The sequence below is a fragment of the Stenotrophomonas sp. pho genome (assembly GCF_006228405.1).
Lineage (GTDB): Bacteria > Pseudomonadota > Gammaproteobacteria > Xanthomonadales > Xanthomonadaceae > Stenotrophomonas > Stenotrophomonas sepilia.
Map to the genome: position 1 here is coordinate 4,385,562 of NZ_CP029759.1, position 18,688 is coordinate 4,404,249.

General features: G+C 69.6%; 14 protein-coding genes and 3 pseudogenes. All 17 read right to left on the reverse strand.

Going from position 1 to position 18,688, the window contains the following annotated elements; genetic code table 11:
* Positions 1-130: 130 nt before the first annotated feature.
* The 17 genes and pseudogenes from DL544_RS20470 to DL544_RS20550 all read right to left on the reverse strand — a co-directional run bounded on the left by DL544_RS20470 (position 131) and on the right by DL544_RS20550 (position 18,688).
* A complete protein-coding gene (locus DL544_RS20470; protein WP_139727989.1) occupies positions 131-3,469 on the reverse strand; it encodes an ankyrin repeat domain-containing protein in 3,339 nt (1,112 codons plus the stop codon).
* On the reverse strand, positions 3,462-3,722 hold the full coding sequence (locus DL544_RS20475; RefSeq protein WP_014648833.1) for a YcgL domain-containing protein: 261 nt from the start codon (positions 3,720-3,722) through the stop codon (positions 3,462-3,464). Before DL544_RS20475 ends, DL544_RS20470 begins: the two co-directional genes overlap by 8 nt.
* A gap of 160 nt (positions 3,723-3,882) precedes the next feature.
* Positions 3,883-4,323: a hypothetical protein gene (locus tag DL544_RS20480; RefSeq protein ID WP_005420284.1), complete on the reverse strand. Its 441-nt coding sequence runs from the start codon at positions 4,321-4,323 to the stop codon at positions 3,883-3,885.
* A gap of 58 nt (positions 4,324-4,381) precedes the next feature.
* On the reverse strand, positions 4,382-5,620 hold the full coding sequence (locus DL544_RS20485) for a beta-ketoacyl-ACP synthase (RefSeq protein ID WP_139727991.1): 1,239 nt from the start codon (positions 5,618-5,620) through the stop codon (positions 4,382-4,384).
* Positions 5,620-6,350, reverse strand: a pseudogene (locus tag DL544_RS20490) (3-ketoacyl-ACP reductase FabG2). The gene DL544_RS20485 and the pseudogene DL544_RS20490 overlap by 1 nt, the downstream one beginning before the upstream one ends.
* Positions 6,347-6,802 carry a hotdog family protein gene (locus DL544_RS20495; protein WP_005420287.1) on the reverse strand — a complete coding sequence of 152 codons (456 nt, stop codon included), beginning with the start codon at positions 6,800-6,802 and terminating at the stop codon, positions 6,347-6,349. Before DL544_RS20495 ends, DL544_RS20490 begins: the two are co-directional and overlap by 4 nt.
* Positions 6,799-7,983 (reverse strand): beta-ketoacyl-[acyl-carrier-protein] synthase family protein, encoded by a 1,185-nt coding sequence (locus tag DL544_RS20500; RefSeq protein ID WP_139727993.1) that lies wholly within the window; start codon positions 7,981-7,983, stop codon positions 6,799-6,801. Before DL544_RS20500 ends, DL544_RS20495 begins: the two co-directional genes overlap by 4 nt.
* Positions 7,980-8,537 (reverse strand): DUF3261 domain-containing protein, encoded by a 558-nt coding sequence (locus tag DL544_RS20505; protein WP_005420289.1) that lies wholly within the window; start codon positions 8,535-8,537, stop codon positions 7,980-7,982. Before DL544_RS20505 ends, DL544_RS20500 begins: the two co-directional genes overlap by 4 nt.
* Positions 8,525-9,774: pseudogene (locus tag DL544_RS22655) on the reverse strand (NAD(P)/FAD-dependent oxidoreductase). Before DL544_RS22655 ends, DL544_RS20505 begins: the two are co-directional and overlap by 13 nt.
* Positions 9,775-9,826: 52 nt before the next feature.
* A pseudogene (locus DL544_RS22660) lies at positions 9,827-12,144 on the reverse strand (MMPL family transporter).
* A 27-nt stretch (positions 12,145-12,171) separates the two neighbouring features.
* Complete coding sequence (locus DL544_RS20520; protein ID WP_176556948.1) at positions 12,172-12,795, reverse strand: LolA family protein; 624 nt, start codon at positions 12,793-12,795, stop codon at positions 12,172-12,174.
* A gap of 2 nt (positions 12,796-12,797) precedes the next feature.
* Positions 12,798-13,229 (reverse strand): acyl-CoA thioesterase, encoded by a 432-nt coding sequence (locus DL544_RS20525; protein ID WP_014038931.1) that lies wholly within the window; start codon positions 13,227-13,229, stop codon positions 12,798-12,800.
* Positions 13,216-14,766 (reverse strand): HAL/PAL/TAL family ammonia-lyase, encoded by a 1,551-nt coding sequence (locus DL544_RS20530; RefSeq protein WP_139727997.1) that lies wholly within the window; start codon positions 14,764-14,766, stop codon positions 13,216-13,218. Before DL544_RS20530 ends, DL544_RS20525 begins: the two co-directional genes overlap by 14 nt.
* Positions 14,756-15,697 (reverse strand): LpxL/LpxP family acyltransferase, encoded by a 942-nt coding sequence (locus DL544_RS20535; protein ID WP_065177839.1) that lies wholly within the window; start codon positions 15,695-15,697, stop codon positions 14,756-14,758. The genes DL544_RS20530 and DL544_RS20535 overlap by 11 nt, the downstream gene beginning before the upstream one ends.
* A gap of 1 nt (position 15,698) precedes the next feature.
* A complete protein-coding gene (locus DL544_RS20540; RefSeq protein ID WP_065196793.1) occupies positions 15,699-16,469 on the reverse strand; it encodes a glycosyltransferase family 2 protein in 771 nt (256 codons plus the stop codon).
* Positions 16,459-18,144: an ApeI family dehydratase gene (locus tag DL544_RS20545; protein WP_065177837.1), complete on the reverse strand. Its 1,686-nt coding sequence runs from the start codon at positions 18,142-18,144 to the stop codon at positions 16,459-16,461. Before DL544_RS20545 ends, DL544_RS20540 begins: the two co-directional genes overlap by 11 nt.
* Positions 18,137-18,688: a COG4648 family protein gene (locus tag DL544_RS20550; protein ID WP_032954654.1), complete on the reverse strand. Its 552-nt coding sequence runs from the start codon at positions 18,686-18,688 to the stop codon at positions 18,137-18,139. Before DL544_RS20550 ends, DL544_RS20545 begins: the two co-directional genes overlap by 8 nt.

Below are 18,688 nucleotides of genomic sequence, written 5' to 3' on the forward strand. Positions count from 1 at the left end.
GTGCCGACCAACGGTCGGCACCCACCACAGATTGAGGTTGCGGATTCCGGCAGTAGATCCACGCCATGCGTGGATGCTTTGGCTTCCGGGCACGATCATCCACGCATGGCGTGGATCTACCGGGTCCCGATCAGCCGTTGTCGCGCAGGAACCGCGCCATCGAGGAAACGCCCGGCACGCGCGGCTCGAACTCGCCGGCCACGTCGATGAAGCCACGCATCACCGCGATCTCGCGCGGGCTGCGGTTGAGGCTGTCGCGCGCTTCAGGATCGGCGCCGGCGCGCAGCAGGCGCTGCACCAGCAGCGGCAGGCCATGCAGCGCGGCCAGATGCAGCGGGCCGAAGCCACGCGGGTCGCGTACATCCAGGCTTACGTCCTCGTCCAGCAGGCGCTCCACTGCGGCCATCACCACCTGCTCGTCGCAGGCGGTACCCGGCTCGGCGCGCGCGCCCAGCAGCAGCAGCAGCGGCGTGACAGAACCAGCGGCGGCCTGGTCCGGTTCAGCACCGGCCAGCAGCAGGGTGTCGAGCAGCGCCAGCAGGCGCGAGCGGTCGCGGGCACTGAAACCGTACAGCGCGGCACAGTGCAGCGGACCCAGCTGCTGCGCGTCACCGGCATGCACGTCGGCACCCGCCGTGAGCAGGCGCGCGACGATGTCCGGAAGGCCCAGCGCGGAGGCCAGCATCAGCACCGTCACGCCACCCGGCAGGCGGTGTTCCAGCTTGGCGCCAGCGTCGAGCAGGGCCGAAACGATGTCCACCTGGCGCATGCTGACCGCCGCCGACAGCGGCGTCGCGCCACTGGCCGCCGCGTGCTGCGGATCGGCGCCGCGCGCCAGCAGCAGGTCGGTTACCGCCAGGTGGCCGCCACCGGCAGCACGCAGCAGCGCGGTGCAGCCCTGTGCGTCGACGGCGTCGACGGCGAAGCCCAGATCGATCAGGCGGCGCACTGCATCGACGTCACCGGCCATTGCGGCGGCCGGCAGATCGTCCTCGCGCAGGGTGCGGCGCGGCAACGGCCACACCCGCCAATCGAGCCAGTCGGCCAGATCGCGGCGACCGATCGACAGCGCCACGCCCAGCGGTGTCTGGCCGTCGGCGGCACGTGCTTCCGGCGAGGCACCATGCTGCACCAGCAGCTTAAGCGCGCCTTCGCGGGCCAATGCGGTGGCCAGGTGCAGTGCGGTCATGCCGTGGCTGTCGCGTGCTTCGCGATCAACGCCGGCCTTGAGCAGGGCCTGCTGCAGCCGCAGCCACCCCAGGCGCACCGCCAGCGACAGCGGCGGATCGCCCGCCGGCGAGGCGGCGAACGGATCGGCGCCACGCTCAAGCAGTTCCAGTGCCAGCTGTTCCAGGCCACGCGCGGCCTGGTCGTGCTGTGCGCAGGCAGCAAGGAAGCGCGCCAGGCCACCGCGGCCGGCCGGCGACAGGCCACGCTGCAGCATCACCTGCAACGCCGGCACCGCATCGATGCCGCGCGACAACAGCGCGAACATCGGCGTGTCGGAGCAGGCATCACGCACATAGGGATCGGCGCCGTGGCCCAGCAGCCAGTCCACCGCACGCGGTTCCAGCGCCAACTCCGGATCGAGCAGCAGCCCGCCCAGTTCCTCCGGTTGGCACAGCCTGGCCAGCGCCGCCATGCCGTCGGTGTTGCCGAAGCCCAGAGCCTCGCGCAGCAGGGTCAGCGGCGGACGGTCCGGCAGCAGGCCGCTGGCACTGGCTGCTTCGCCACGATCGGCCAGGCCATCACTGACCGCGGCCGGCAACGGATAGGACGGGTCCAGCAGGGCTACGATCGCCCAGCGGCCGGCCTCGGCGGCGTAGTCCACCGCACGGCGGCCGACCGGATCGGTGGCATCGGCCGCGATGCCCAGTTCGACCAGGCGCTTGATCAGCAGCGGCGAGACATCCTCGGCCATCGCCGCCAGCTGCACCGCATTGCGGCCTTCGCCGTCCACCGCGACCAGGTCCGGCTTGTGCGGCAGCAGGTGCTCGATCACGGCGGCGCGACCGGCACGGGCCGCTTCCAGCCACGGCGTACGCCCCAGTGCATCGCGCGCCTCCAGATTGGCGCCCGCGCCGAGCAGCACGCCGATGATCTCGACATGGCCGGCCAGGGCCGCCTCATGCAACGCACTGCGGCGCTGGCGATCGCGGGCGTCGGCCCGTGCCTTGTGCTTGAGCAGCAGCTGCACGCCCGCCGGATCGTCATCCTCGGTGGCGGCGGCGGCCAGCAGCACCGGGGTGCCATCGGCCGGTTCGCAGCGTGCACCGCGTTCGAGCAGGAAGCGGGCCAGACGCCAGTTGCCCACCTGGCAGGCCACCGCCAGCGGCGACCAGCCATCACGGTTCAGCGCATCGACTTCGGCAGCGGCATCGCGCAGCAGCGCGGCCACGCCCGGGTCGGAACTGCGTGCGGCATGGTGCAGCGGGGTGTTGCCATCACTGTCGGTGGCACGCGAGTCGGCGCCGTTGGCGAGCAGGGTCATCACCGCTTCGGGGCGGCCATGCCAGCTGTCGCGGGTCGCCGCCAGCAGGGGGGTCATGCCCCGGTGCGGCGCATTCACATCGACGCCGCGGGCAATCAGTTCGCGTAGCAGGCGCAGGTCCGGCAGCACCGCGGCCAGCACCGCCAGGCTGCGCTGGTCACGCCAGTTCGGGTCCGGCAGCGCATACGGATCGGCACCGGCCTGCAGCAGCTGCAGGCCCCGGTCGATGCGGCCCTGGCGGGCGGCTTCATACAGCGCCGGTGTCAGTTCCTGCGGCGCCATCGCCTCCAGCGGCAGGACGTCGGCCGCCGCTGCGAACATCGGTTCGGGTTCAGCGCTGGACGCCACCAACGGGCTGGAGCGCAAGGACACCAGCGGCGCAGGCGCGACCCGCTGCAGCAGCAGGTGCAGCACCGGCGACAGCAGTACGACCGCCAGCGCGGCGGGCCAGCGCGCGCTTTCCGGCAACAGGCCCGGCCAGGCCGGCAGCACCACCAGCGCGGCCAGCGCAATGACCAGCGCGGCCACGCCGAGGCCACGCCAAGCAGTCAGGTCGCGCCCCGCCAGCGCCTGCCAGTGCTGGGCCAGGCTGCCATCCAGGCGTTCGACATCGTTCCACAATGGCCAGGTGCGCCAGGCCGCCAGCAGGCCGGCACTGACCAGTACGCTCAGGCCAAGCACTGCCGCCAGGCTGCCGCTGTCACGCAGCGCTGCGAGCGGCCAGGCCAGCAGCAGCGCCAGCAACAGCGGGGCGGCTGCCCACAATGCCAGCAGCGCCGGCAGGTCCTGGCGTGCGACCACCTTCAGCGGCAGCAGCGCGCGGCTGCGGCGCCACCACGATATCGCCAACGCGAACGCGGGCTGCGCCAGTGCGGCAAGGACCGCACCCGGAACGCCGCCCACGGCGGCGCCCAGCGCCAGCACCGCGCCCGCGGCGAGGGCAATTGACAGAATGCGCGGACGGGAGGCGTCAGTCATAGTGGCGCGGCATCAGGCTGGCCACCGACGGCGGCACCTGCAGGTAGAACCCGCGCTCGCTCATTTCGCTGCGGACCTTTTCCGGGTCAGCCTGCGCCAGGCGGCGCTGGGCATCCAGGGCCACCTCCAGGACGAAGGCGAGCGTCCCCAGCGAGGTGAGCAGCGGCGCGGGCAGCGCGCTGAAATCATCGCGTCGGGGAACGTAGACGTAGGTGTCCGGCTTGAGTTGGCTTTTATAGACGTAGGCGTGCATGTCCGCGGGACGATAACCCGGGAAGAGCCATGATTGTGTCGGAAAGCCGACACCGGGGAAAGCCGTCAGCCGACGATGGCGGCGCGATCGGCGGCGTTTCGCCTGTGGGGTTCAGCAATGTGGCGGCGACGTTCAGGCTGCGCCGCCGCCACACGGGCGCTTACTTGACCTTGGCGTAGGTGCCCTTCAGCGCGACACCCGCGAGGATGGCACCGGCGTAGCACTCGTAGTTGGTGCTGCTCTTGAACTCGTTCTTCTTGTAATAGCTGACGATGTCGACCACGGCGTTGGCGCCGCGCGACTTGGCACCGTCCTGCAGCGCGCGCAGTGCCGACAGCGCAACCCAGCGGCAGGCCTCGGCATCGCTCTTGTTGGCGGCGTTGGTCTTCTTGTTGGTCACGTCTTCGCCCAGGCGCTGCTGCACGCTGACCGGCTGGCCGGCCAGATAGAAACGCACGCTGCCGTCGATGCCGGCGTCCTTGGCGGCCTGCGAATTGACCAGTTCCTGCAGGGACTGTTCGACACGCGTGTCGCGGGCGGAAGCGGTGGAAGTCAGGGCCAGCAGCGCGGTAGCCGTGGCGATCATGAGAGTGCGGCGCATCGGAACATCTCCTTGTCGAGGGCGCGGGGTAACGGGAACGGTGTGTTGGCGCAGTGGATCACTCGCTCCAGCGGCGGAACACCAGCGAGGTGTTGATGCCGCCGAAGGCGAAGTTGTTGCTCATCACGTACTCGGCCTGCAGTTCGCGGCCCTGCCCGGTGATGAAGTCGAGCTGGCCACAGCGCGGGTCGACCGCGGCCAGGTTCAGGGTGGGCGCGAACCAGCCGGCACGCATCATCTGGATGCTCACCCAGGCCTCGAACGCGCCACAGGCACCCAGCATGTGGCCGACGTAGCTCTTCAGCGAGCTGATCGGCACGCGGCTGCCGAACACCTGTGCGGTGGCCTGGGTCTCGGCGATGTCGCCGTGGTCGGTGGCGGTGCCATGGGCGTTGACGTAGTCGATCTGCGCCGCGTCCAGGCCGGCGTCCTCCAATGCCAGGCGCATGGCCTGGGCCATGGTGTCGGCGCTGGGCTGGGTGACGTGCTGGCCATCGCTGTTGGTGCCGTAGCCGACCACCTCGGCAAGGATGGTGGCGCCGCGCGCCTGCGCGTGTTCCAGGTCTTCCAGGATCAGCGTGCAGGCGCCCTCGCCCAGCACCAGGCCATCGCGGCCGGCATCGAACGGGCGAGGCGTGGTCTGCGGCGCGTCGTTGCGCACGCTGGTGGCGAACAGCGTGTCGAACACCGCTGCAGCGGTGGCATCGAGCTGCTCGGCACCGCCGGCCACCATCACCGTCTGCTTGCCGCTGCGGATGGCTTCATAGGCCGCGCCCACACCCTGGCTGCCTGACGTGCAGGCGCTGGAGGTGGTGTACACGCGCCCGCACAGGCCGAAGAACACGCCGATGTTGACCGGCGCGGTGTGGCTCATCATCTTCAGATAGGTCGTGGCGCTGATGCCATCGGTGGTGAATTCGTTGAGCATGCGCCCGAATTCGCCGGTGGCCTCGTGGCTGCCGGACGAGGAGCCATAGGCCACGCCGGTACGGCCACTGCGCAGCACCGGATGCTCATTCAGGCCGGCCTCGCGCAGCGCCACCTCGGTGGCGCGCACCGACATGATCGCGACCTTGCCCATCGAGCGGGTGGTCTTGCGGTTGTAGTTCGGCGGCAGCTCGAAGTCCTGCGCCGGCGCGGCCAGCTTGGTGTTCAGCCCGGAATAGACATCCCACTCGGGCATCGCACGCACCGCGTTGCGGCAGCTGCGCAGGTGCGCTTCGATGGTCGGCCAGTCGTGGCCGAGTGGACTGATGGCAGCGGCGCCGGTAACCACCACGCGACGATCGGCGGCCATCAGAGCATGCCTCCGTTCACCGAGATCACCTGGCGGGTGATGTAGCCGGCCGGTTCGGACAGCAGGAACGCCACGGTAGCCGCCACTTCGTCCGGGCGGCCAACGCGGCCGGCGGGAATCAGCTTGAGCGCGTGTTCAACCACTTCGTCGTTGAGCATTTCGGTCTCGATCAGGCCCGGGGCCACGCAGTTGACGGTGATCTGGCGGCTGGCCAGTTCCAGCGCCAGGGCCTTGGTGGCGCCGATGATGCCGGCCTTGGCGGCACTGTAGTTGACCTGCCGCGGTTGCCGGCCAGTCCGGAGACCGACGACAGGGTGACGATGCGGCCCGGCTTGCGCCGCCGCACCATCGGCATGATCAGCGGATGCAGCACGTTGTAGAAGCCATCCAGGTTGGTGTGGATGACCTGGTCCCAATCGTCCGCTGACAGCGCCGGGAAGGCGCCATCGCGGGCGATGCCGGCATTGCAGACCACGCCGTAGTAAGCGCCGTGCGCTTCGACATCGGCCTCCAGAGCGGCCCGCGCAGACGCGCGGTCGGCCACGTCGAACACCAGCACGCGGGCCTGCTGGCCCAGTGCCTGGATCTCGGCGACCACCGCCTGTGCTTCATCCACGCGGCTGCGGCAATGCACCACCACGTCGAAGCCATCGCGCGCGATGCGCAGCGCGATGGCCCGGCCGATGCCCCGGCTGGCGCCGGTCACCAGCACGCTTCGATTCCCTGTCATGCCTGTCCACTCTCCAGATAGGCCATCGCGTCGGCCGGTTCGAACACCGACACGTTGGCTGTCGCCCATTCTTCCTCGCCTGCCAGGATGCGGCAGGCGAACATCCCCAATCCATTGTCACCCAACAACTCGCAGCGCGCCTGTACGCGCAGCCGCGAACCGCTGGGGAAGCTGCTGCGCGCGCTGCTGTAGCGGCGGCTGCCGAGCAGGAAGCCCAGCTGCGGTGGCCTGCCGGCCGCACGCGCTCGGCAACCGGCCCAGGCCGCGATGGCCTGCGCCATGTACTCGATGCCGACCCATGCCGGCACCTGGTCATCCTCGACGAACAGGCCGGCCTCGGGCACCACCAGTTCGGCCTCGATGGCGTCCTGGTCCCACTGCGTGATGCGCTCCAGCAGGCACATGTCCTGGCGGTGCGGCACCACGTCTTCGATCGCGTACAGCGTGTTCATCGACGCTCCAGTGCCAGCACGGCATTGCTGCCGCCGAAGGCGAACGAATTGCTCAGCACCCGCCGTGGCGGCTGCGCAAGGCGCGTGCCCGGTGCGACCAGCGGCAGCACCGGCAGTGCCGGGTCGGCCACGCCGTCCCACCAGTGCGGCGGCAGCAGCTGCTGCGGGTTCTCGGCCAGCACGATCCAGCACAGCGCCGCCTCGATGGCACCCGAGGCACCCAGCGTATGGCCGGTCAACGGCTTGGTCGAACTGGCCGGCACGTGGCTGCCCAGCACCTGCGACACGGCCAGGCTTTCCATCGCATCGTTGTGGCCGGTCGCGGTCCCATGCAGGTTCACATAGTCCACTTCGCCGGCGGCCCAGCCAGCACGCTGCAGCGCCTGCTGCAGGGCGTCGATGGCGCCCAGGCCCTGCGGGTCCGGGGCGGACATGTGGTGGGCGTCGGCCGACTCGCCCCACCCCGCCAGGCATACCGGGCCGGGTTCGCGGGTGAGCAGGAACAGCGCGGCGCCTTCGCCGATGTTGATACCAGTACGATGCTGCGAGAACGGATTGCAACGTTGGGCCGAGACCGATTCCAGCGCGCTGAAGCCGGCCACGGTGAAGCGGCACAGCGAATCGGCGCCACCGGCGATCACCGCATCGACGATGCCGGCGCGCAGCATGCGTGCGGCCGACATCAGCGCCTTGGCACTGGACGAGCAGGCAGTGGACAGGGTCCATGCCGGCCCCTGTGCGCCACTGCGCTGGCGCACGAACTGCGCGGCGGTGCCCATTTCCTGCTGGGCGTAATCAAAGCCCTGCGGCCACTGGCCCTGTTCGGCGTGGCTGCGCAATGCCTGCTCGGATTCACCAATGCCCGAGGTGCTGGTGCCCAGCACCACCGCTACGCGCTCGGCACCGTAGCGGGCGATCGCCGCAGCCACTGCCGGCGCGATCTGAGCCAATGCCACGTCCAGCAGGGCATTGTTGCGCCCGCGCAGGGCCACCGGCAGGTCATCCAGCGCCGGCAGCGGCGTGCGTACTTCCCCCAGCGCCAGGGTGCGCCCCGGCAACAGGCTGTCGTTGTCGCTGAGCCCGCCCGGCGCGTCGGCGAACAGTGCCGACGTCACGGCGGCGCGGCCAGCGCCGAGTGCACAGACCACACCCAGGTCGTTCAGGTAGATCGGTGCGCTCATCGGTCCGGCCCGGCCATGTCGATCGATTCGATGCGCAGCGCATAGCCTTCGGCGCGGTTGTCCAGCTGCACGCTGCCATCGTCCAGCCGCTGCAGGTGCAGCCACACGGTGCCCTCACGCGACAGGCTGCGCTGATGGCCATCATCACTGACCTGCCAGCCCGCCGGCAGCACGGCGGCAATGGCCGCAGTCGGCCACAGCGCGAACTGCAGGTCATCCAGCACGCGCTCGGCGCGCACCTGCGGTGGCAGCCATGGCGCGCGCTGCTGGGTCAGCTGCTGGCCGTCCCATTGCAGGCGCACGCCGGTCTGGCCCATCGCCTGCACGGCCAGCTGCACCTGCTGGGCGTCGGCTTCCAGCAGCGCGTCGAGATCGCGCTCATGCGTGCCGAAGCGGAAATGCAGCTGCTGCTGCAGCGCCAGCGGCGCCGGCAGGCTGGCCGGCGCCAGGCGCAGCGGCGGCAGTTCCACCTGCGGTTTCGGCATGCGGCCGGCACAGGCGGCCAGCAGCAGGCACAGCAGCAGCACCGCAGTACGGGCAATCACGCGCCGCACAGCTGCTCCAGCACGCGCATGCGGCGGCCGCTGTCGTCGGCCACGTAAGGGTTGTTGGTGTCCCAGGCGTAGCCGGCCAGGATGGAGCTGATCATGTCGCGCACTTCGGGCTGCTGTTGCGGGTGGTAGATGATCTTCTGGAAACCGCCCTCGTACCAGCTTTCGACGAAGCGCCGGAAGGTCTTCACGCCGGCACGCAGCGGGATCGAGAACTCAGCCTCCCAGTCCACGGCCTGGCCGGCATAGCGGCGCTTGAGGCATTCACTGGCCAGCTGCGCGGACTTGAAGGCAATGGTCACGCCGGAGGAGAACACCGGATCGAGGAACTCGCCGGCGTTGCCCAGCAACGCGTAACCGGGCCCCCACAGCGAACTGACGTTGGCCGAATAGCCGGTGATGCGGCGCACCGGCAGCACCGCCCATTCGGCGTTGGCCAGCAGGCGGGTCAGGTTGGGGTCCTCGCCAACGATGGCCTGCAGCTTCTGCAGGTCGTCACCCTCGTAGCGCTCGAAGAACGACGGCTCGGCGACCACGCCCAGCGAACAGCAGCCGTTGGAGAACGGAATCGTCCAGTACCAGACGTCGATGTGCTCGGGTGGGTGGTGATCAGGATCTTGTTGCGGTCGAAGTCCGCTTCGGCCGGAATGTTGTCGCGCACGTGGCAGAAGATCGCGCCGCGCACCGGGAAGTTGGACGGCGACTCCAGCTGCAGCAACCTCGGTAGCAGCCGCGCGAAACCGGAGGCATCGAGGATGAAATCGGCCTCGATGCGGTATTCACTGCCGTCCGGGCGGCGCACCGTCACCGCCGGTTGCTCGCCCGGCTCGACCGCAAGCACTTCGTCGCCGAAGCGCAGCGTGGTGCCCATGCGCTCGGCACCGCGTGCCAGCACGTTGTCGAAGTCGGCGCGCTGCACCTGGTAGGTGGTGCCCCAACCCGGCGAGAACTTCTTCCTGAAGTCGAATGCAGTGCGCGCTTCGCCGTGCACGAAGGCGGCACCGTTCTTGTACTGGAAGCCCGCCTCGACCACATCCTGCAGCAGGCCGGCCGCCTCGATGTACTCCATGCTCTGCGGCAGCAGGCTTTCGCCGATGGAGAAGCGTGGGAACTGCTGGCGTTCCAGCATCAGCACCTGGCGGCCCTGCTGGCGCAGCATCGCCGCAGCCACCGCACCGGCCGGGCCCGCGCCGATGATCAGGATTTCAGTACGTTCGACAGCATCCACAGCAGTGTTCATCGGTGCGTCCTTGTTGCTCGATCAAGTGGAAAGAAGGAAGTCGGAAACAGGTTCAGGCCGGCGGCAGATCGTGCGGCGGCGGACGGAACAGCGGCGAGATCAGCCAGACCAGGCCGATGCCGAACAGCAGGGTCAGGCCGAACGCGCGCAACGCTGGGGTCTGCGACAGGCCCAGCAGGCCGAACGACAGCCAGGTGCTGGCCGCGCCCACGCACACGGCCAGCCATGCACTGGCGTCGCCGCGGTGCTCGATCAGGAAAATGCCGTAGTCGATGCCCATGCCCAGCAGCAGCATCAGTGCCAGCACGTTGAACAGCTGCAGCGGCTGGCCGAACAGGCCCAGCAGGCCCAAGGTCAATGCGCCGGCAATCAGGGTCGGCGCGAACACGCGCCAGGCCTGGCGGCGGTAGCGCAGCCACAGCGCGCCGAACACCAGCACGATGCCGACCAGCAGCAGCCCGCCCATCAGCTTGCGGTAGTGGCCCAGCAGCTGCGAGAAGTCGGCGGTGCGGTCCACCCAGCGCACACCCGGCAGGCCTTCGGCCGCCCCGCGCAGGGTGGCCAGCGCATCGGCGCGCGACAGGTCATCGACCATCACCACGCTGATCATCTGCCCGCCGACCTCGCCCACCCACAGGTGGCGGAACGGCTGCGAGGCCGGCGAGGCCAGGAACGCCTCCGCGGTCAGCGGCGTAGCGGCGAAATCCGGGCGCGGCAGCGGTTCGCCGACCGCCTCGGACACCGCGTCCAGCACGCCCGGTTCCACCTTGGCGGTCAGCGCGGCATCGGCCTGCTGGCGCGCTGGCGACGGCAGCCAGTCGCTGATCGCACGGTAGCCACCAATGCGCTTGTCGTTGGCCAGTACACGCAGGCGTTCGGTCAGCGCTTCTTCGCGCTGCAGCAGCTGTGCGGCGTCACTGCCCTGCACCAGGTAGAACTGCGCCGGGCTGGGCATGCCCAGCAGCTGGCTCAGGCGGATCTGCTGGGCCATCAACGCCGGCGGCGAGGACTGCAGGCTGCGCAGGTCGTCGTTGCTGTTCAGGCGGGCAATGCCGATGGCAGACAGCGCCAGCGTGATCACCACGAACACCGTCACCGGCCGGCGGCCATGCAACCGCGGGAAGCGCTCCAGCGTGTTGCCCAGCCACTGCGAGAAACGGGTCTGGCGGATCTCACCGCCATCCAGCCACGGGAACCAGAAAATCACCGTAAGGAAGGCGGCGGCCAGGCCGACCACCGAGAACAATGCCATCTGGCGCAGGCCGGGAACGGGGCCAGGCCCAGTGCCAGGTAGGCCAGCGCGCTGGTCAGCAGGGCCAGCCACAGGCCGGGCAACAGGTGCCGCAGCAGCTTCCAGCGACGATCAGCCGGTTCGGCCTGGCGCGAAGCGAACCAATGGATGCCGTAGTCCTCGGCCACGCCCACCAGCGACGCGCCGAACACCAGGGTGAGCACGTGCACCTTGCCGAACACCAGTACGGTCACCGCCAGCGCCACGCCGCAGCCGATCAGCAACGACGCGGCGACCAGCAGGATCGGCCGCAGCGAACGGAACGCCAGCCACACCAGCAGCAGCACTGCGGCCAGCGAGCCCCAGCCGATCGTGTTGATCTCCTGGTTGGCCTGCACCGCCGCCGCTTCGGCGTGCAGCGGCACACCCGCATGCAGGATTTCCAGCTCGGGCGCCGCCGCCCTGGCGGCCAGCCCGGCACGTTCCAGCAGGCCGTCGAGATGGCGCTCGCCGTCAAGCTGGAACGCCGACCCCGGCGTATCGAACTGCAGTACGGCCCAATGCCTGCCCTCGGCTTCGAGCAGGCCATCATCGCCCAGCCGCAACCCCGACCCCTGCGCCTGCTGCTGCCACCATTGCGGCCACAGCGAGAGCGGGTCTTGCCGCCAATCGGTCAGGCGCGGTGCGCCCATCGGACCGTACAGCGCAGCCAACGCCTGCTCGGCCAACGCGCCCGGCTCGCTGCCCTGCAGCTGCTCGCGCTGGGCCGGGGTCAGCAGGCGGTCGCGGTACGGCGCGTAGAACGCGCGCGCCTCGTCGAACCAGCCTTCGATCGAACCACTGGGCACCAGCAACGCGCTGTCGGCATCCGCCGCCATCGCCGCAGCGAACGCCGCCTGTGCGCGCTTGGCGGCGGCGCCATCCTTGCTGCCCAGCAGCACCACCACCTGGCGCGAGCTGCCGTCGGCGATGCGCCGGGTGACGTCACTCAACAGGCGGTCATGCGCGTCCTGCGGCAGCAGGGCGAGGATGTCGGTGTCGATCCGCGACTGCTGGCTCCACAGGCGCCATTGCTGCGCACCCAACACCAGCAGGAGCACCAGCCAGGCGATGCCCAGCCAGTGCCACCAGCGCCGCAACCGGTCCGGCCCGTTCGATGCTGCCCCTCACTCAAAGCGGCGTGCCTCGTCGGCGGTGAGCGTGGCCGGCGCTTCGCTCAGTGCACTGAACTGGATCTGCGTGCGGTCCTTGTTGGCCTCGACGATCTCGACCTGGCGCACGTAGCGGTCACCTTGCAGGGTCAGCGACTGGAACGCCTTGGCCAGCATCGCCGACTTCGGCGTCAGTCGCAGCCGCCAGCCCTGCCCTTCACGGCTGGCCGCCACGTTGAACTGGCCGGACAGCGCCTGCACGTCGCCACTCATCAGCGCGAACATGATCGCGTTCACCGAACGCATCGCCGGCTGCTGCCGTGCATCGAGCTCGACACGGGTGCTGCCATCGCGCTGGCGGCTGAGGATGCGGTCGGCTGTGACCACCACTTCGGAGGGGAACGGCTTGAGCGTGGTCCAGATCACGCCATGCTGGCGCGCGACCACGAACCGGCCCTGCGAGCGCAGCGGGTTCTTGAAGCCGCTGACCTGCTTTTCCTGGCTGAACTGGCCACGCAGCACGTCCGGCCGCGCCACCGCCTGGGTGATCGCATCGATGGCGCGGTCGGCGGCCTGCACCTGCGGTGCGGCAATGAACATCAGCGCGCACAGCAGCACGCTGGAAAGACGGGCAAGCATGTTCACGGCGCAGGCACTCCCAGGCGTTCCCACAGTACCGGCGGGCACTGGTACAGCATTTCCTTGCTGGCCGCGTCCACCGCGACCTGGATGGTCATCGCGCGGGTCAGCACCTGGCCGCTCTGCGCATCGACGATTTCGTACTCGATCTTCAGCCGGTTCTCCCATTCCACGATGCGCGCAATCACGCGCAAGGCCTGGTTGAACAGCAGCGGGCGCACGTACTTCACCCGGGCATCGACCACCGGCCACAGGTAGCCCGATTCGAGCATCTGCGGGTAGTCGTAGTCATAGCGCCCGAGCAGCGCGCAGCGCGCGATCTCGAAGTACTTGAAGTAGTTGCCATGCCAGACCACGTTCATCGGATCGCAGTCATGGAAGGCGGGGGTCAGCGCAATCTCGCCGACCCGTTCGATGGCCTCATTCACCGGCATACAGCTCCCAACGTTGCGCGCGGATCTCCACCAGCAGTTCCCGCAGTTCGCGATCCAGCGCGCGGTCTTCTTCAACCAGGGCGATGCGCTGCCCCAGGTCGGCGTACATGTCGGCCAGACTGCCATGCAGCTGCGCGTTCAGGCCAACCCGTTCGCGCAGCGCCAGGCCCTGGCGGGCGGCGATCAGCATCGCGGCCACCACTTGCTCGGTCAGCTCGATCACGCGCAGGCAGTCGCGCGCGGCGATGGTGCCCATGCTGACCTTGTCCTGGTTGTGGCACTCGGTGGAGCGCGAAAACACGCTGGCCGGCAGGGTCTGCTTCAGCGCTTCGGCCGTCCAGGCCGACACGCTGATCTGCAGCGCCTTCAGGCCGTGGTTGATGGCCGCGCGCGGGCCCGTGGCCGCCGACAGGTTGGCCGGCAGGCCATGGTTGTAGCGGGCATCGACCACCAGCGCCAACTGGCGGTCGAGCAGATCGGCCACGTTGGCTACGGTGTTCTTCAGGGTGTCCATCGCCAGCGCGATGTGGCCGCCGTAGAAGTGGCCGCCATGCAGGATGCGCTCGCCATCGGCATCGATCAGCGGATTGTCGTTGGCGCTGTTCAGTTCGGTTTCGATCAGCTGGCGCAGGAACGGCAGGCTGTCCTCCAGCACGCCGATCACGTGCGGCGCGCAGCGCAGCGAGTAGCGGTCCTGCAGGCGCTGTTCATTGCGCGGCGGACGCTCGCTGTGCAGGTCGCTGCGCAGACGCGCGGCGATGCGGCCCTGGCCCGGATGCGGCTTGGCCGCGAACAGGGTTTCGTCGAAGTGGTGCGCGTTGCCGTCGCTGGCCAGCACGTTGAACGCGGTCAGGCGCGTGGCCATGCGCGCCAGGTAGTCGGCGCGCTGCCAGGCCAGGCAGGCCAGGCCGGTCATCACCGCTGTGCCGTTCATGATCGCCAGGCCTTCCTTCGGCCGCAGCTTCAGCGGGGTCATGCCGATCTTCGCCAGCACCTCGGCCGCCGGCTGCACGCGGCCATCGTGCAGCACCTCGCGCTCGCCACACAGCACCGCAGCCACGTACGACAGCGGGGTCAGGTCGCCGCTGGCACCGACCGAGCCTTCGGCCGGGATCATCGGCAGCACATCGTGCTGCAGCAGCGTGGCCAGGCCTTCCAGCAGCGGCACGCTGACACCGGACATGCCGCGCACCAGCGATGCCAGGCGCGCGGCCAGCACCGCACGGGTCTCGACCGGGTCCAGGTAGCGGCCCAGGCCGCAGCCATGGTAGGTGTACAGGTGGTGCGGCAGTTCAGCCACCAGTGCCGGCGGGATGTTCACCGTGCACGAATCGCCATAGCCGGTGGTCACACCGTAGATCACGCCATCCTCGCGCAGCAGGCGGTCAAGGAAGTCGGCACCGCGCTGGATGTGTGCGCGGAACGCCGGCGCGTCGCTCAGTGCGCCCTCGCACTGGCGCTGGGCCAGGGCAACCACGTCTTCGATGGTCAACGGTGCATCGCCAAAGCGGCACACGGGTACGGCGTCAGTCGTCATGCGGAGCCTGATCCCAGAAGGGGAAGAAATTGAACCAGTCCAACGGGGACTGGATGACCTGGAGTTCCAGCCAGCGCGCGAAGCGCTGTGCCTGTTCGGCAAGTGCCGCGTCGCGCGAGCCGCGCGGCAGCACGATGCGTTCGGCGAATTGTTCAAATGCCACGCGATAGCCCTCGCCCTGGTGCAGGCAGGCCATGGTGTAGACCGGGCAGCCCAGCGCCGCGGCCAGCACATAGGCGCCGATCGGGAATGGCGCGCGATGGCCGAGGAAATCGGCGGTGACGCTGCGGCCGCCCTGCACCGGCGTGCGGTCGCCGACGATGGCGACGAAGCCACCGGCCGCCACGCGCTCGGCCAGCATCACCGCGGTGGCCGGCCCCATTTCGGTCACCTGCACCAGCTCCACCGCCGCCAGCGGGTCCAGCCGCTGCAGCAGGCGATTGAAGCGCTGCGCATGCGCCGTATGCACCAGCACGGTGATGCGGAACCCCGGCACCTGTTCGGCCAGCACCTGGCACAGTTCCAGGCAGCCGATGTGCGCGGTGAGGATCAGACCGCCTTCGCGGCGCGCGATCTTCTGCAGCACCAGGTCGCGGTGCAGGTGAATACGGTTGGCCGGGTAGCGCCCGCCCAGGCCGAGGATCTTGTCCAGCATCGTGTCGGCGAAGGCGAAGAAGTGGCACAGGCTGTCGCGCCGGGTCGGCGCGCGGCCGAGCACACCGCTGTATGCCTGCAGCCGCTGCAGGTACTGCATCGAGGCCTGTCGCCCCACACGGTTGCCCAGCCAATGGCAGGCCACCACCGGCCACGCGCACAGGCGGAATGGCCAGCGCCCGAACCAGCGGTGCACCCAGCACAGGAATAGCACGCCGGCCACCGACGTCGATTCGCCGATATCGGCCCAGTGCGGGGCATCCTGCGCGGTCGCCATCTCAGCGCTGCCCCTGCAGGCGGCGCCACAGCAGCCGCGGTGCGCGCCAGAGCATGCCGAAGAACAGGCGGGTGTGCATGCGGCTGATGCGCACGTTGTCGCGCCACACATCGAAGTGCGACACGCCATCGGCGGGATAGGTCACGCGCGTGGCCAGGTGCTCGACCGGCAGCTGGCGCCAGTACAGGCGCACCATCACTTCAGTATCGAAATCCATGCGCCGGCCGATGGTCTCTTCACCGATCAGGCGCAGCACCGGTGGCAGTGGATACACCCGGAAGCCGCACATGGTGTCGCGCAGGTGCAGCGACAGCGTGTTGATCCAGACCCAGACGTGGGTGGCGTAGCGGCCATACAGGCGTGCCTTGGGAACACTGGCGTCGTAGGCCGGAATGCCGCAGATCACCGCGTCGGGATGCACACGCGCGGCCTCGATGAAGCGTGGCAGGTCAGCGGTATCGTGCTGGCCGTCTGCGTCGATCTGCAGCACGTGGCTGTAGCCACGCGCGCCGGCTTCAGCAAAACCGGCCAGCATCGCCCCACCCTTGCCCTGGTTGGCGTCCAGGCGCAGCAGGTCAACGCCCTGGCGCTGTGCCAGCGTGCGCAGCACCGCCGCGCACGCCTCATGCGAACCATCGTCGACCAACAGGCAAGGCAGGCCAGCGGCCTGCACACCGTCGACCACCGCCACGATGGCGTGCTCGTGGTCGTAGACGGGAATCACCACCAGTGGCGCGAACGCGGCACCGGCAACGGCCGGGTCAGTCCGCATCGGCGAAGACCACCTTGCCGCTGGCATGCACACCGTGGCTGGAGGTATAGCGGAAGGCCAACACGTTGCGTGCGGCATCCCAGTCCAGCTGCAGGGTCAACTCATCGCCGGGGCGGGCCACGTGCTGGAACTTCACCGCGTCCATGCGCAGGAACGCGCGCGGCATCGCAAATGCCTGGCGGCCGAAACGCATCGCCCAGTCCAACTGCGCAACACCGGGCAGGATCGCCGCCTGCGGGAAGTGGCCCTGGAACGGCCGCAGCGCCGGGTCGAGGGTCATGCGCAGCGTGGCGCTGGCGGCGTCGCGGCGGTCCCAGACCGGCACCGGCATCAGTGGCTGGAACAGCGCCGCCAATGCCGCCTGGGTCACCTTGCCCTGCGCGTTGATCGGCAACGCCTGCACCAGGCGCCAACGGCGCGGCCGGGTCACCGCGTCATGCGCATGCGCCAGACGCGCGCCCAGGCGTTGGCCCAGCGCACGGCGCGCGGCGTCGCCGCCCTCCAGCAGCGCCGGATCGGCCGGAACCACCACGGCGGCCAGCTGCTCGCGCTGCCCGGGCAGCACCAGCACGCGCACGTCATCCACTTCGGCGTCTTCGCGCAGCGCGCGTTCCAGCGCATCCAGCGAGACGCGGCGCTCTTCGATCTTGACGATGCGGTCGGCGCGGCCCAGCAGCCGGAAACGGCCATCGGCCAGGGCTTCCACGCGGTCCTGGGTGCGCCACCAGCCGGGGGTTTCCAGATGCGCCGAGGCCACCGCCAGGCAGCCGTCGTCGATCCGCCACTGCACACCCGGCAGCGGCTGCCACGGCGGCAGGTCGGTGTCCCAGCGGCGCCAGGCGATACCGCCGGTCTCGCTGCTGCCATAGACCTCGGTCGGGGCCACGCCCAACCACTGCCGCACGTGTCGCGCCGCGTCCTCCGGCAGCGGGCCACCGGAGGAGAACACCGCGCGCAGGCGGCCATGCAGGCTGGCCCAGTCGAGCTGCTCGGGCAGGCGCTTGAGATGGGCCGGCGTCGCCACCAGCACCGTGTCGGTACCGGCCAGCGCACCCACCAGGTCTTCGTGGAAGAACCGACGCGGATGGATCAGGCGGCCGGCGGCCAGCGGCCACAGCACGCGGAACAGCAGCCCGTAGATGTGCTGGTGGGACACCGTGCCGTGCACCTCCGCGCCATCCAGCTGCGCACCGAACGCGGCCTGCAGCGCTTCCACCTCGCGCGCCAGCTGGTCCAGGCGCTTGCCGATCGCACTGGGCTGGCCGGTGCTGCCGGAGGTGAACACGCACAGCTCGCAGGCGCGCTCGTCCAGCGCCTGCAGTTCGTCGTCCAGTGTGGCGTCCAGCGCCGCCAGCGGGCGGTAGTCGGCCGGTACGTCGCCCGCGAAACCGCTCACCTGCGGCTGCAGCGCCTGCAGCGTGGCCGGCAGGTTGTCAGCGGCCAGGAACACCCGCTTGCCGGCATGCCAGGCGCCGAACAGCGCCGCAGCGAAGGCCACGGCGTCATCGAAATACAGGGCCCAGTCCCGGCCTTCAGCCGCCGCAAAGGCGGCGCGCCAGCCCCGTACGCGCTGGCGGAAGCAGGCGTGGTCAACCATGTCTCCGTCGCACAGGCCGACGCTGCGCTGCGGCCGCGCCTCCAGCAGCAGCCGGTCCAGGGCAATCCACTCAGCCATGCGCGTGCGCCGCCTTCACCCGCCGCCGCACCAGCCACTCACCTGCGAACAACACGCCCATCATCACGTACGCCAACAATCCGTTGTAGAGCATCCAGACCCGGTCCGACGCGTACAGCGCGGTCAGCAGGGCCAGGCTGCCGTTGAGAACGAAGAAGCCACACCACACCTGGGTGACGCGGCGGGTATAGGCCACCGCGAACGGGGGCAGGTCCGGTTCCTGCAGCCGTGCCAGGCGCTCCACCAACGGCGGCCCGAAGCGCAGGCTGGTGCCGAACACCGCCAGCATCACCGCATTGACCAGCGCCGGGTACAGCTTCAGCGGCAGGGCCTGGTTGAGCACGGTGGCCAGCACCGCCAGCAGGCCGGTGCCGGCGGCGGCGGCCCACCACAACGGCTGGCGCGTGCTCAGCGCACGCAGCAGGGCCAGGGTGAACAGCAGCAGCGACAGCCAGCGCGGCTCGAAGCGGCCCATCGCCAGGTACACCAGCAGCGGGTAGGCAAGCGAAATCGCTGCCACCACGACGGTACGTGCGCGAGCCAT